General features: G+C 67.2%; 15 protein-coding genes. 5 read left to right on the forward strand and 10 right to left on the reverse strand.

The window, feature by feature from the left end; translation table 11 throughout:
• The first annotated feature begins 14 nt into the window (after positions 1–14).
• Entirely contained in the window at positions 15–944 is a 930-nt protein-coding gene (locus CMC5_RS27795; protein ID WP_050433243.1) for an alpha/beta hydrolase, read from the forward strand.
• A 90-nt stretch (positions 945–1,034) separates the two neighbouring features.
• Here CMC5_RS27795 and CMC5_RS27800 read toward each other — a convergent pair whose 3' ends face one another.
• From CMC5_RS27800 to CMC5_RS27835, 8 genes are all read right to left on the reverse strand, one after another.
• Positions 1,035–1,706, reverse strand: a complete 672-nt coding sequence (locus CMC5_RS27800; protein WP_082362854.1) for a YdeI/OmpD-associated family protein — start codon at positions 1,704–1,706, stop codon at positions 1,035–1,037.
• Complete coding sequence (locus CMC5_RS27805; RefSeq protein WP_050433244.1) at positions 1,678–2,103, reverse strand: VOC family protein; 426 nt, start codon at positions 2,101–2,103, stop codon at positions 1,678–1,680. The genes CMC5_RS27800 and CMC5_RS27805 overlap by 29 nt, the downstream gene beginning before the upstream one ends.
• Before the next feature lie 19 nt (positions 2,104–2,122).
• A complete protein-coding gene (locus tag CMC5_RS27810) occupies positions 2,123–2,854 on the reverse strand; it encodes a TetR/AcrR family transcriptional regulator (protein ID WP_050433245.1) in 732 nt (243 codons plus the stop codon).
• Positions 2,855–3,050: 196 nt separating this feature from the next.
• Complete coding sequence (locus CMC5_RS27815; protein ID WP_050433246.1) at positions 3,051–5,447, reverse strand: ATP-binding cassette domain-containing protein; 2,397 nt, start codon at positions 5,445–5,447, stop codon at positions 3,051–3,053.
• A 49-nt stretch (positions 5,448–5,496) separates the two neighbouring features.
• A complete protein-coding gene (locus CMC5_RS27820) occupies positions 5,497–5,724 on the reverse strand; it encodes a hypothetical protein (protein WP_050433247.1) in 228 nt (75 codons plus the stop codon).
• A 70-nt stretch (positions 5,725–5,794) separates the two neighbouring features.
• Positions 5,795–6,232: an SRPBCC family protein gene (locus CMC5_RS27825; RefSeq protein ID WP_050433248.1), complete on the reverse strand. Its 438-nt coding sequence runs from the start codon at positions 6,230–6,232 to the stop codon at positions 5,795–5,797.
• Positions 6,232–6,561 (reverse strand): ArsR/SmtB family transcription factor, encoded by a 330-nt coding sequence (locus tag CMC5_RS27830; protein WP_050433249.1) that lies wholly within the window; start codon positions 6,559–6,561, stop codon positions 6,232–6,234. The genes CMC5_RS27825 and CMC5_RS27830 overlap by 1 nt, the downstream gene beginning before the upstream one ends.
• Before the next feature lie 520 nt (positions 6,562–7,081).
• Positions 7,082–7,780, reverse strand: coding sequence for an O-methyltransferase (locus CMC5_RS27835; RefSeq protein ID WP_050433250.1), 699 nt, complete (start codon positions 7,778–7,780; stop codon positions 7,082–7,084).
• 173 nt (positions 7,781–7,953) lie between these two features.
• Between CMC5_RS27835 and CMC5_RS27840 the strand changes: the two genes are divergently transcribed.
• On the forward strand, positions 7,954–8,799 hold the full coding sequence (locus tag CMC5_RS27840) for an AraC family transcriptional regulator (RefSeq protein ID WP_050436163.1): 846 nt from the start codon (positions 7,954–7,956) through the stop codon (positions 8,797–8,799).
• A gap of 215 nt (positions 8,800–9,014) precedes the next feature.
• A complete protein-coding gene (locus CMC5_RS27845; RefSeq protein WP_050433251.1) occupies positions 9,015–9,389 on the forward strand; it encodes an HNH endonuclease in 375 nt (124 codons plus the stop codon).
• A gap of 132 nt (positions 9,390–9,521) precedes the next feature.
• Here the strand turns inward: CMC5_RS27845 and CMC5_RS27850 are convergent, their stop codons facing one another.
• Positions 9,522–10,502 (reverse strand): SDR family NAD(P)-dependent oxidoreductase, encoded by a 981-nt coding sequence (locus tag CMC5_RS27850; RefSeq protein ID WP_050433252.1) that lies wholly within the window; start codon positions 10,500–10,502, stop codon positions 9,522–9,524.
• A 112-nt stretch (positions 10,503–10,614) separates the two neighbouring features.
• Here CMC5_RS27850 and CMC5_RS27855 point away from each other — a divergent pair, with 112 nt between their 5' ends.
• Positions 10,615–11,373, forward strand: coding sequence for a helix-turn-helix domain-containing protein (locus CMC5_RS27855; protein WP_082362856.1), 759 nt, complete (start codon positions 10,615–10,617; stop codon positions 11,371–11,373).
• A 35-nt stretch (positions 11,374–11,408) separates the two neighbouring features.
• Here the strand turns inward: CMC5_RS27855 and CMC5_RS27860 are convergent, their stop codons facing one another.
• Entirely contained in the window at positions 11,409–12,353 is a 945-nt protein-coding gene (locus tag CMC5_RS27860) for a LysR family transcriptional regulator (protein WP_050433253.1), read from the reverse strand.
• Positions 12,354–12,455: 102 nt separating this feature from the next.
• On the opposite strand from CMC5_RS27860, the gene CMC5_RS27865 reads away from it, so the two are divergent.
• Positions 12,456–13,328: an aldo/keto reductase family oxidoreductase gene (locus CMC5_RS27865; RefSeq protein WP_050433254.1), complete on the forward strand. Its 873-nt coding sequence runs from the start codon at positions 12,456–12,458 to the stop codon at positions 13,326–13,328.
• Positions 13,329–13,389: the final 61 nt, after the last annotated feature.

The raw sequence follows: 13,389 nt of genomic DNA on the forward strand, positions 1-13,389 counted from the left end.
GCTCAGGAGTTCCCATGGCCGATAGCTCATTCCACCCTGAATTGCGCGCCTCTGCGCGGTGGCTCCCGCGCGGGGTCGTCCGAAGCTGGTCGCTGTGGCTGATGGCGCGGCTTCCGACGCCGGCGCCACGTCTGCCGGACGGCGTGACCGTGGAGGAACGGCCGCTCGGGGGTACCAGCGCGTCCGTGCGCATCCTGCGCGCATCAGGCAGCTCCCGGCGCGCGCCGGTCGTGCTGTGGATTCATGGTGGCGGCTATGTCGTCGGTCGCGCGAAGCAAGACGATCTCGTCTGCGCTCGCATGGCGCAGCGGCTGGGCGCCGTGGTGGTGTCGGTCGACTATCGGCTCGCTTCGAACCACCCGTTCCCCGCGCCGCTCGACGACTGCGTCGCTGCCTGGGACCTCCTCCAGCGCGAGGCGGCGTCGCTCGGCGTCGATGCGAAGCGCGCCATCATCGCGGGGCAGAGTGCGGGAGGAGGGCTGGCGGCGGGGCTCGTCCTCCGCCTCGCGGACAGCGGGCGTCCGATGCCGATCCTGCAGGTCCTCGTGTACCCGATGCTCGACGACCGCACGGTGCTGCGCCAGGTGGACGAGCGTCACCACCGCGTGTGGGACCAGAACAGCAACGCCATCGGCTGGTCGAAGTACCTCGGTCGCCCCCCGGGCGGCGCCGATGTCTCCGAGCACGCGGCCGCTGCGCGCAGAGCCGATCTCCGTGGGCTGCCGCCAGCCTGGATCGGCGTGGGCACGCTCGATCTCTTTCACGATGAAGATCTCGACTACGCGAGGCGCCTCGAGGCCGCGGGCGTCCCCGTGGAGGTCGAGCTCGTGCCCGGCGCGTACCACGGGTTCGACGCCGTCTTGCCTCGGGCACCCGTGAGCAAGGCGTTCGTCGAGGCCCGGGTGCGGGCGATGGAGCGAGCGTTCCATCGCAGCACACCTTGATGGCCACGACGTCCATCCAGCCACCACGACGGCAGCCGGCCCCGCTCCGCAGCGGCCCTCCGGGTGGGTCGGGCCGCGTGGCGGCACACCTCAGTGAATCGCTTTTCCGCCCGCCAGTTCGGCAATCAGGGTCGTGATTCGCTTTTGCCGGGTCTCTGGACGCTTGGCAGTCTGGAGTCGGAGATAGATCGCGAAGAGATTTCTGCGATCGAGCGTCGCAAAAAAGGCGCTGGCAGCAGGGTCCTTCTGCAGCGCTTCGAGGAAGTCGTCCGGGATGACCATCTCGGACGACCCTGCATAGGCTCGCTCCCAGCGCCCATCCTGGCGGGCTGCTTCGACATGCGCCAGGCCAGAGGGCTGCATGCGCCCTTCGGCGATCAGCCGCTCGGCGTGCTCGCAGTTCTTCTTCGACCAGTTCGATTTCGCGCGGCGAGGCGTGAGGCGCTGCAGGAACGAGACGTCGTCGAGGGACTTTCGCTGCCCGTCGATCCAGCCCCAGGCAATGGCAGCGACGACGCAGTCGCTCCACGTGACCGTCGGCATGCCCGACTCCTTCTTGAACATGCGCACCCAGAGTTCTTGCTTGGTCGCATGATGCGACGCCAGCCACGCCTCGAGCTGGAGCGGCGTCTCGAAGGAGCGCGTCTCGGATGAGAGTCGGCTCCCCTCGGCAGACGTGTCCCCCGGAGCCTCGACGAGCGCGCGCTCCCGCGGCGCTTGCGCTCTGCTCGGCTCAGGAAGCCTTGTATTCCGTTGCGACATCAATGACCCACGTGATGCCGAAGCGATCTTTGAGCATCCCGTACAGCGGCGACCATCCCGATGGCGAAAGCGGCTGCGCGATGGTCGCGCCTGCAGAAAGCTTCTCCCAGAGCGCCGTGATCTCGGCCGCCGAGTCACCGCGGACCGACACGAAGAAGGCGTTCTTGCCTTCGTCCCAGGGCATTGCGGCGGGCACGTCATACGCCATCACGCGGAAGCCATTCTTTGCGGCAACCTGGCCCCACATCACCTGCTCGGCTTCCGCGGGCACCTGGACGTTCCGTGCATCCTCGTAGGTGAGGATGGTGACGTCACCACCGAACACGGACTGATAGAACTCCAGCGCGGCGCGGGCATTGCCACGAAAATTCAAGTGATTGGTCACGCTCACAGGCATGTGTCTCTCCAGTTCGGGTTCAGCGTTTCGAGCGATTTCGCACCGCCGCTCGGCGGGGCGCTCGGGATTCGTCGGCCCGCGGAGCGGCGTGGTCCGGTCGTCGATCCGTCGCCTCCGAGGGCGAGCCAGAGGACTGGCCTCGTAGGGCCGGCAGCATGATGCCGTCGACCAAAGACAAGAGGAACTCCAGGTCGAACGGTTTGCGCTGCACCAGGGTACGGTAGGCAGCCATCGATGGCGCGACCTGAGACAGCGTCACGATGTCCGCAGACGCGGAGACCTCACCGCGTGCGACGGCACGCTGCATCAACGCCAGGCACGCTTCGGCCCATGGCTCGACGACGGCGCGGCTGGCTGCCTCGGAGAGCGCAGGGTCCTGCACGAGCAGGGAGGTGAGCCCTGACATGATCTTCATCTTGCGCTCGCCTTCTTCGAGCGACTGCGGCTTGAACAACCCCAGGAAATCGCCGCGGAGTGTGCCTGTGTCGGGCAGATGCTCGATGTCGACCTGGTTGCGCTTCATGTAGGCCACGGCCTCGATGATCATCTCGGCCTTCGAGGACCAGCGGCGGTAGATGGTCGCTTTTCCGGCTCCTGCCCGCGCGGCCACGAGATCCATGGTCAAGCTGGCAGCGCCCACCTCGGCGAGGACTTCGAGGGTGGCCTCGAGGATCTTGGCATCGCGCGACGGGTCTCGCTTGCGCCCGGGCTGCCCTGGCTCGGCCTCGATGAGGTCGTCGTCCTGGGTCATGTGTGGCCTCGCGACATCGAGACGTATCGATACTTGGCAGTTCCGGAACCGTCAAGTTCCGAAACTCGGTCGTATCGTTTCCCTCGGTCCCTCCCTGCTCCCACGCCGGGGCACGCTCGAAGCGTGGCCCGGCGCGCCGGGGATGCCGCTCGATGTCTCGTCGGAAGCCGGCGGCTTCCTGGGAACGCGGACGCGCTCAGCGGGCTCTGACGGCCTTCTGCCGGGCACCGACGAAGGCCGCCAGGTGCTCGCCAGTCAGCGTCGACTTCGCCGCCACCAGGTCGGCCGGGGTGCCTTCGAACACGACCCGCCCGCCGTCGTGGCCCGCGCCAGGTCCGAGGTCGATGATCCAGTCGGCGTGCGCCATCACCGACTGGTTGTGCTCGATCACGATGACCGACTTCCCTGCGTCGACCAGCCGATCCAGGAGGCCGAGCAGCTTCTGGAGGTCCGCCAGGTGCAAGCCGGTGGTCGGCTCGTCGAGTACGTAGATGCCGCCTTCGGCGCCCATGTGCGTCGCCAGCTTGAGCCGCTGGCGCTCGCCGCCCGAGAGCGTGGTGAGCGGTTGCCCGAGGCGCACGTAGCCGAGCCCCACGTCGGCGAGGCGCTTCAGAATCGCGTGCGCGGCTGGCGTGTTGCCCTTGCCGGCGCCGAAGAAGCCGACGGCCTCGTCGATCGGCAGGTCGAGCACCTCGGCGATGTTGAGCCCACCGAAGCGGTACTCCAGGACCGACGCCTGGAAGCGCCGGCCCTCGCAGTCCTCGCAGACCGTGGAGACGCCGGCCATCATGCCCAGGTCGGTGTAGATCACGCCGGCGCCGTTGCAGGTCGGGCAAGCGCCCTCGGAGTTGGCGCTGAAAAGGGCGGGCTTCACGCCGTTGGCCTTCGCGAACGCCTTGCGGATCGGCTCCAGCATGTCGGTGTACGTCGCCGGGTTGCTCCGCCGTGACCCGCGGATCGGGGCCTGGTCGACGGAGACCACGCCCTCTCGGCCGCTCACCGAACCGTGAATCAGCGAGCTCTTGCCCGACCCCGCCACGCCGGTCACCACCACCAGGACGCCGAGCGGGATGTCGACGTCGACCTTCTTCAGGTTGTGGGTGCTCGCGCCGCGCACCTTCATCACCCCCGAGGGCTTTCGCACCGACGGCTTCAAGGACGCCCGGTCGCTCAGGTGACGCCCGGTGAGCGTGCCGCTGGCCCGCAGCCCCTCGACGGTGCCCGCGAAGACCACCTCACCCCCCGCGGTGCCTGCGCCAGGACCGATGTCGACCACGTGATCGGCGATCGCGATCGCTTCCGGCTTGTGCTCGACCACGAGGACGGTGTTCCCCTTGTCGCGCAGCCTCTGGAGCAGGCCATTCATCCGCTGGATGTCGTGCGGGTGCAGCCCGATGGTCGGCTCGTCGAAGACGTAGGTCACGTCCGTGAGCGACGACCCCAGGTGGCGGATCATCTTGGTGCGCTGCGCTTCACCGCCCGACAGCGTGCCGGAAGGCCGATCGAGGCTCAGGTAGCCCAGCCCGATCTCCACGAATGAGTCGAGCGATTGCCCCAGCGCCGTGAGCAGCGGCGCGACCGAGGGCTCGTCCAGGCCGCGCACCCACGTGGCGAGGTCGTTGATCTGCATCGCGCAAGCGTCGGCGATGCTGATGCCCTTGATCTTGGAGGACCGAGCGGCCTCGGTGAGCCGGGTGCCCTTGCAGTCGGGACAGGTGGCGAAGGTGACCGCGCGCTCCACGAAGGCGCGGATGTGCGGCTGCATCGCATCGACGTCCTTGGAGAGGAACGACTTCTGGATCCGCGGGACGAGCCCCTCGTAGGTGAGGTTCAGGTTGTCGAGCTTCACCTTCGTCGGCTCCTTGTGGAGGAAGTCGTGAAGCTCCTTCTTGGTGTACTTGCGGATCGGCTTGTCGAGGTCGAGGACGGCCCCGAAGATGCGCACGTACCAGCCGTCGGCCGTGTAGCCGGGCACGGTGATCGCCCCCTCGTTGAGCGACTTCTTGTCGTCGTAGAGCTGGGTCAGATCGATGTCGGAGACCGAGCCCATCCCCTCGCACCGCGGACACATGCCGCCGATGATGGAGAAGGTGCGCCGCTCGGTCTTCTTGCTCGTGCCCTTGTCGACGGACAACTGCCCGACCGCGGTGACCGACGGGACGTTGAACGAGAAGGCCTTGGACGAGCCGATGTGCGGCTTGCCGAGGCGGCTGAACAGCACCCGCAGCATGGCGTTGGCGTCGGTCACCGTGCCGAGCGTCGAGCGAGAGTTCGCCCCCATGCGCTCCTGGTCGATGATGATCGCCGTCGTCAGCCCCTCCAGGACGTCGACCTCGGGCCGAGCCAGCGTCGGCATGAACCCTTGCACGAACGCGCTGTAGGTCTCGTTGATCATCCGCTGCGACTCCGCAGCGATGGTGCCGAACACGAGGGACGACTTGCCCGAGCCCGAGACGCCGGTGAACACCGTCAGCCGCCGCTTGGGGATCGCGACGCTGACGTCTTTGAGGTTGTTCTCCCTGGCGCCCTGGACGCGGATGAGGTCGTGACGGTCTGCGGGATGCTGGTTCGAGGAGGCCATGTCCGGGATCATGTGGTCGAGGTTCGACGGTTTGTGAAGCAGTCTACGCAAGCGCCCCAGGTCACCCGGGGAATCGAGCAGCGTCGGCTCTGCGCCAGCGGCTGACATAGGGCAGCACGAACAGGTACAGACCGGAGAACAGGAGCAAGGCGAGCGGAGGCAGCGGCAGGTAGCTCACCCACACCACGGGCTCCTTTTGCGCCAGGGCGACGAAGCTCGCGATGACGGCCAAGGTGAAGGCGAGGGACACCCAGCGGTGGCTCTCCCGGATCCATCTGTTCCAGTTCACGAGGACCTCCTCTGGCGACGAGACGCGACGCCGTGGATGATCACGCCGAAGGACACGGACCTCGACCCGCTCATGCCGCCCTCGCGAGGAGGTCGACGAGCTTCTGGCCCATCATCTTCCAGCCGTAGCGCGCGCCACCGAAGTTCTGCTTCTGGTCCGGCCTGAAGCCGGTGTGTACGAGCGACAGGTGCGTGCCCTTCGCCGTGGGTGTGAGCGTGAACGTCACGACGGTGTCCATGTCGCCCACGACCCACCTGTAGCTGAGCTTCCGCTGCACCTCGCTTTCGATCATCCGGCAATTCACGACGCCATCCCAGCCAGGCATCGGCTGCGTGTGAAACGAGAACGCCGTCCCTGGCGCGAGCTCGAAACCGACGACGGGCAAGAGCCACTCCGCGAGCAGCGACGGGTCGGTGAGCGCGCGCCACACCTTCTCCGGTCGGTGATTGAAATCGAATTCGAACGAGAGGGCTTCCGTCTGCGATTGCGCGGTCTTGTCAGTGAGCATCAGGGGTCCATCTTGTCGAGCAGCTGCTCGAGGCGGTCGACGTGCTCCGTCCAGAAGGCGCGGTAGTGCGCGATCCAGTCGACGAGCGGCTTCAGGCCGCGCGGCTCCACCCGGTAGTAGACACAGCGCCCCTCCCGCCGGCCGTTCACCAGGCCGGCATCCTTCAACGTGGCGAGGTGCTGCGAGATCGCCGGCTGCGAGATGTCGAAGCGCGCCGTGAGGTCCTTCACCGCCGCTTCGCCACGCGTGAGCGATTCGAAGATCGCCCGGCGGCTGGGGTCCGCCAGCGCCTGGAAGATCTTGTTCTCGGCCACGACCGCGCTCTGCATGCACAACTCATAAGTCTATACTTATTGATTGTCAAGCGCGCGGATCGGGCCACCAAGGTCGAGCAGATGGAGGGGCGAGCGCCGGTGCACGTCGCCGCGTCGTCACCGCAGGTACGCGATTCCTTGAAAGGCCGCGACCTAGCGTGAGGATGAGGGAATACGGACACGCGCCGACCCCGGACCGCTCTCCATCAGCTCGACGCCGCGCTCGCCTGCGAAGGCGTCTTTCTCGAAGTCAACCTGCCCATCGGCATTCATGGTCATGAGCGAACGATGGCTCGACCCGACCGACAGCCCCAGCGTCCCAGCGGACGAATGCCATGGCAAAATGGACGAACCGCGACCGCACCGCTCATGTCGGCATCTGCTTCTGCCCGGGTGTCTGGGGCTCGAGCGCGAGCCTGATGAGGGACATCCTGCACATCGCCTCGGTCGTCTCGCGGGCGCGGTCCGGCAGTGGCGGGATCGAGGCCAGGTTTCTCGGCGTGCAGCCCGGCGACGTGCCGACAGCGGACGCTGGTCAGCCCGGCGGCTCCGGCTGCCGGACCGAATACTCGGTGCCCGAGCGGAAGGGGATCGTCATCGACGCGAACCCGTGGCGCGGCTCGCGCACGTAGGCCACGTAGTCGCGGTAATCGGCCCTGAAGACCCCGACGTTGTCGGTCACCACCACCGCGCCTGGGCGCAGGGCCGGGGCGACGAGCTTCAGGACGTCGAGGGCCCGCAGGGGGAATCCATCGTTGAGCATGAAGTCCACCTCGCCGAGGTCCGCCTGCAGCGTCTCCATCGCGTCGCCCACGCGAATCTCCACGAAGGCTGCGAGCCCCGCCTCCTCCACGTGCGCCTGCGCGCGCTTCGCTTTCTCTGGCAACAGCTCGGTGCCGATGACGCGCCCACCGCCGTTGTCGCGCACCGCTGCCGCCAGCCACAGCGTCGAGACGCCGAAGGACGTGCCGAACTCCACGATCGTCCTGGCGCGGAGCGCACGCGCCGTCAGGTAGCAAAAAGCGCCCTGTTCGCACGCGAGCGCGAGGTACTTGTCGGCATAGTCCAGCTCCGTCCCCGGAGCGTCGATGCGGCGGCCGAGAAGCATCCGCGGTAGCTGCGGCAACAGGTGAAGCAAGACACCCGGCACCTGTCGGTCGGCCTCCCCGTGGAGGCGCCGCAGCACGGCGCGCACCCGCTCGTCGGGCAGTACGTCGAAGGGATCGGACTTCATGGTCGGCCTCCGGTCACTGGCATGCGCGAGACCATACGCAACCAGCGCCGTTGACCGCATTGCGCAATCAAGACAATTTGTTTGTCGAAACGGTCATGGCAGCGAGGCGGCGGAGCGCGAAGGCGACCCGGGTTGCCCACCCGATGGGGTGGACGATTCGCGGCGACGTCCAGGTGGCGAATGAACCCCCTGGCGCGGCAGCATCGCTCGACTCGCTCGCGACCCGCTTCGCGCTCTCGGCGCGTGGACGCTGGAAGCTCTCGACCGCGCGCCCAGCGAACGCGATCGGGCTCAGCATGGAGAGTGGCGGCCTCGAGAGCGAGTTTCACGCGCACCGCGAGTCGCAGCTCATGTACCTGGTGCGTGGAGAGCTGCTCTGCGAAGCGTCGAGCGCCCTCTGGATCGTGCCGCCCCAGTCCGCGCTGTGGATCCCCGCCGCCGTGACGCACCGGATCCGCGCACGCGCACCGCTCGAAGGCTACAGCGTCTTCGTCGATCCCGACGCGGCGCCGAACCTCCCGCCGGAATGCTGCGCGGTGTCGGTGACGCCGCTCTTCCGCGAGCTCTTGCTTCGCCTGGCGACGCGCCCCGCGCTCTACGATCTCGACGGACCGGACGCGCGCCTGGTGGGCGTCCTCCTCGATGAACTCACGACGGTCTCGATCGAGAAGCATCGCCTGCCGATGCCGACCGATCCGCGGCTCCGTCGCCTGGTGGATGCGATGATCGCCGAGCCGGCCAGTGGCGCGACGACGAAAACCTGGGCCAAGCGGATCGGCGTCGGCGAGCGTACCCTGAACCGTCTTCTGGTCGAAGAGACGGGCCTGAGCTTCGGCCGCTGGCGCCACCAGCTCCACATCATCCTCGCCATCCAGAAGCTCTCCCGCGGCGCGACCGTGCAGAGCGTGGCGCTGGACCTGGGCTACGAGAGCGCGAGCAGCTTCGTGACCATGTTCCGCAAAGCGCTCGGCGCGTCGCCCGCGCGGTACATGGCGAGCCGCCTGGCCACGCTCGCGTGATCCCAGGGACACGTCACGCGCACGCAGGTATCGTCGGGTGGATGCAGGACGCCCCGGCGACTCGGGTTTGCTACCGCTGCAACGAGGCACGGCCCTTGACGGCGTTCACGCAACGGGTCGATGAGCGTCACTACAGCATGTGCCGACCGTGCGTCTCCGAGATCCTGACGGCGGGCAGGTCAGGAGCTGGGCGTCGCCAACGTCTCCCGCACACCATGACCGAGCGCATCTGTTATCTGTGTCGCCGCAAGCTACCGAACGCTTCGTTCACCTTCAGAAGCAACGGCACCTACTTCTCGGCATGCAAGGACTGCAATCGCCATGTCTTCGCTCAACGGAGGCGCTCCCGCCTGGCTGGTGCTGGAGGCAGCTTCTCCACCGCAGAATGGCAGACGTTGATTGCCCAGTACGACCGCTGCCCGATGTGTCGTCGCGCGTGGAGCGAGATCCCGCTGCTGTCAGGAAGGTCCAGCACCATCACCGCAGACCACATCGTGCCGATCAGCAAGGGCGGCTCGAACTCGATCGAGAACATCCAGCCCCTCTGCTACTCCTGCAACTCGAAAAAAGGCGACAAGCACGCCATGTAGACGCTCTCGGCGCACGCGATCAGGCAGCTCTCGAGACGCCGAAGGCCTCCTCGCGCAGCCCGAGGCAGCCCCTTGTCGAACCCCGTCGCTGGGCGCCTGCCTCCATTCGACGGCGAGAGGCGATCGGCCAGCTCAACCGCCGAGCAGTCGCTCGCTCAGCTCCCAGAGCCGCTTCGCAGCCTCGGGATCAATCGAATGCGACGCGGCGTCCGCCGGGACGCTGTCCGCCGTCAACGGTCTCTTCTCATCGTCGAGCGGCGCGATGTCGTTGTCCCTCAGATACACGCCGCCGATCTCGGCGAGAAGCGGACTCGTCGCAGCGAACACGATCGTGCTCGCCCCCTGCGCCGCGGTCTTCTTCCCGCGCGCCGGATCGATGATCGGCTTTCCGGTATCGTCGATGAGACCCATCGCGCGGAGCGCCTCGACGCCCGCCGCGGCATTCAAGCTGGTGCCTACCACCACGCCGGGATGGACGGCATATGCCCGGATCCCCTCGGTCGCGAAGCGCCGATCCAGCTCGACGGCGAAAAGCACGTTGGCCTTCTTCGACTGCGCGTAGGCGAGGTTCGGATTGTAGCCAGTCGTGAAGTTGGGATCGTCCCAGCGAATCTCGCCGAAACGCTGCGCACCGGACGAGACATTGACGACACGCGCGCCGTGCGCCTCGCGCAAGGCAGGCAAGAGCGCCCGCGTGAGCTGGAAGTGACCGAGGTGGCTGGTCGAGAACTGCAGCTCGAAGCCGCGCGCATCACGCATGACCTCTCTGGGCGCCGGCACCGCTGCGTTGTTGATGAGAACGTGGAGCGGGCGACGTGCGTCGACCCAGCGCGTCGCGAAGGCATCGACGGACGCCGGGTCGACCAGATCGAGCTGGCTCACCTGCACGTGATCGAGCCCCGCGATCGCAGTGGCAGCGCGTTCTGGGTCCCGCGAGCCGACGGTCACCGACGCCCCCGCCTTGACCAGGGCACGCGTCGTCTCGAGCCCGAGCCCGGCGTGCCCCCCGGTGACGACGACGTTCTTGCCGCTCAGGTCGATACCTCTCAGGACGTCGTCCGCCGTCGAGGCAGCGCCGAAACCAGTTCCGATGGGATGTTGCTTGTGCGTCATGGTGAAGTCCTAGACCTCGCGAGAGAGGTGGGATTGGAAGGACCGGACATTTCCCGAACGACACGCACGAAGCTGCCTTGAACGCCCGTGTCTTGCAGGCGACACTGGGACCGTGACGACGACGACCACCGATGCGACGCCGAGTTTTTCTCGATTCATCGAGGCCGTTCGAGCACTCGGTCCCACGGACACGCAGTACGACTGGCTGCCGGACGGAAGAACGACGCTGGTGTTTCGCGTGCTCGACCGTGGCCGTCTCGGCGATGTGTGCATCGCCGGCCCGCAGACGCGCGCACACTTCAAGAATTTGAGCGGGGTCACGCGCGCAGCCGCGATCCGATTCAAGCCTGGCTGGACGGTCCCCCTCGTCGGCATCCCGGCGAGCGAGGTGACGGATCGCATCGTCCCGCTCGACGACATCTGGGGCCGGGCAGGTACCGAGCTTTACGCCGAGCTGCTCGCCACGCGTGATCTGCCACAGCTCATCCAGTGCGTATCACGCGCGTTCACGCGGCGTCTCTCGCAGACGGTCGAACCGTCGTCCGCACGCATCGCGCGGCGCGCGGCGCGCTTGATCGAGGACGGTGAGGGGCGCGTGGAGCGCGTCGCCCAGCAGCTCGGCGTCACGGCGCGCCACCTTCGCCGTGCGTTCACCGAGAACATCGGTGTGGCCCCCAAGGAGTTCGCGCGCACGGTTCGCTTGCAGCGGGCCATCCGCATGTCGGCGAACTCGAATGACTGGAGCCGCATCGCCACCGATGCGGGCTATTACGACCAGGCCCACCTCATTGGCGACTACCGGGAATTCCTCGGTGTCACGCCGACAGCGCTCTCGAAACGCGAACGCGGTGCCACGCTGGAGTTCGCCTGACTCGCTCTCGAGCACGCTCATCTCCCCCCTGATCGTCAGCGCCTTTTGCTCGCATCCCCTCGACGAGTTCGCGGCCGCGTCGAGGGTGCCGTCGTCTTGATGAAGTCGACGAAGGCGCGCAGCGGCGTCGGAAGGTACCGACGACCTGGGTAGTAGAGAAAAGGCCCGGAGAAGCTCAGCCACCACGGCTGGAGCACGGGCACCAGCTCGCCTCGGTCGATGGAAGGACGCAGCCATTCCTCGAACAGATAGATGATTCCGCAGCCAGCCACGGCCGCCTCCACGGCGAACTCCGTGGCGCCGCCGATGCTGGTGATCAGCTGGCCTCTCGGCTCGACATGAATCGTCTCTCCGTCCCGCTCCATTTCCCACGAATGCAGCGGGCCATTCGAGAGGCGCCATCCAAGGCAATCGTGTTCGAGCAGCTCGCGCGGATGCGACGGCCGCCCACGGCGAGCGAGGTAGGCGGGCGAAGCCGCGGCAGCATATCGCTGAATACGCGGGCCAATGGGGACCGCCACCATGTCCTTCTCCAGCGACTCGTCGTACCGGATCCCGGCATCGAACCCCTCTGCGACCACATCGACCCGACGCTCCTCGGCGACGATCTCGACACAGATCTCGGGGTATTTCGCGAGAAAAGGCGGCACGATGCGGGGTAGCACGAGCCTGGAGGCCACGGTCGGCACGTTGAGCTTCAGACGACCGGCAGGACGATCGCGGTAGTCGTTGACCACATCCAGCGCAGCGCGGACTTCGCCCAGCGCCGGGGAGATTCGCTCCAGCAAGCGCGCACCAGCGTCGGTGGGGGTGACGCTGCGCGTGGTGCGATGGAGCAGCCGAACGCCGAGTCGTTCTTCCAGCCGACGAACGGCATCGCCCATGCGCGACGCGCTCGTCCCTGCCGCGCGAGCGGCGCTGCGAAAGCCCCCCTCGCGGGCCACGGCCAGGAACGCGGTGAGGTCTGCGAGGTCATCCATGACTGTCCGGAATTTCGCACAGGCTGTGCAGACTGCAACGGATTGTCGTGCAGCGAATCGTTGGCAAGATCCACGGAGAACCGCGCACCCAAGGCCGACACCATGACCGACCTCTCCCACGCAGACAGCTATCCCCTCGCCTCCCACCTCGTTCGCCGTCTGGGCTACGGCGCCATGCAGCTCGCCGGCCCCGGCGTCTTCGGCCCCCCGAAGGATCGCAAGGCCGCCGTCGCCGTGCTGCGTGAGGCCGTCGCCCAGGGCGTCAACCACATCGACACCAGCGATGCCTATGGTCCGCACGTCACGAACGAGATCGTCCGCGAGGCGCTGCACCCGTACCGCGATGGCCTCCTCATCGCCACGAAGGTCGGCGCCGTGCGCGGGCCGACGGGGTCGTGGGACCCTGCGGCCTCCGCCGCCGACATCGAGCAGCAGGTGCATGACAACCTGCGCACTCTCGGCCGTGACGTCCTCGATCTCGTGAACCTTCGCTCGATGATTCGCATCGAGAGCCCAGCGGAAGGATCCATCGAGGCGCCGCTCACGGCCCTCGCAGAACTCCAGCGACGCGGATTGGTTCGTCACATCGGCCTGAGCAACGTCACGCCCACCCAGATCGCAGAGGGACGCAAGCTCACGGAGATTGCATGCGTCCAGAACCACTACAACCTGGCACATCGCCACGACGACGCGATCATCGACCAGCTCGCCGCCCACGGCATCGCCTACGTCCCCTTCTTCCCTCTCGGTGGGTTCACGCCACTGCAGTCCAGCGCGCTCGACGCCGTGGCAGCTCGCCTGGAGGCGACGCCGATGCAGGTGGCGCTCGCGTGGTTGCTCCATCGCTCGCCCAACCTGCTCCTCATTCCCGGCACGTCTTCGCTCACTCACCTCGCGGAGAACCTCGCCAGCGCGTCCGTCCGCCTCGGCGCCGAAGACCTGCAGACGCTGAATCGACTCGCGCAGCACCCCTGACGGCCCCCCGACAAGGTGGGAACTGGAACCGCCCCCACCTGCCGGGGCTCTCCCACCCGGA

The sequence above is a fragment of the Chondromyces crocatus genome (assembly GCF_001189295.1).
GTDB classification, from domain to species: Bacteria; Myxococcota_A; Polyangia; order Polyangiales; family Polyangiaceae; genus Chondromyces; species Chondromyces crocatus.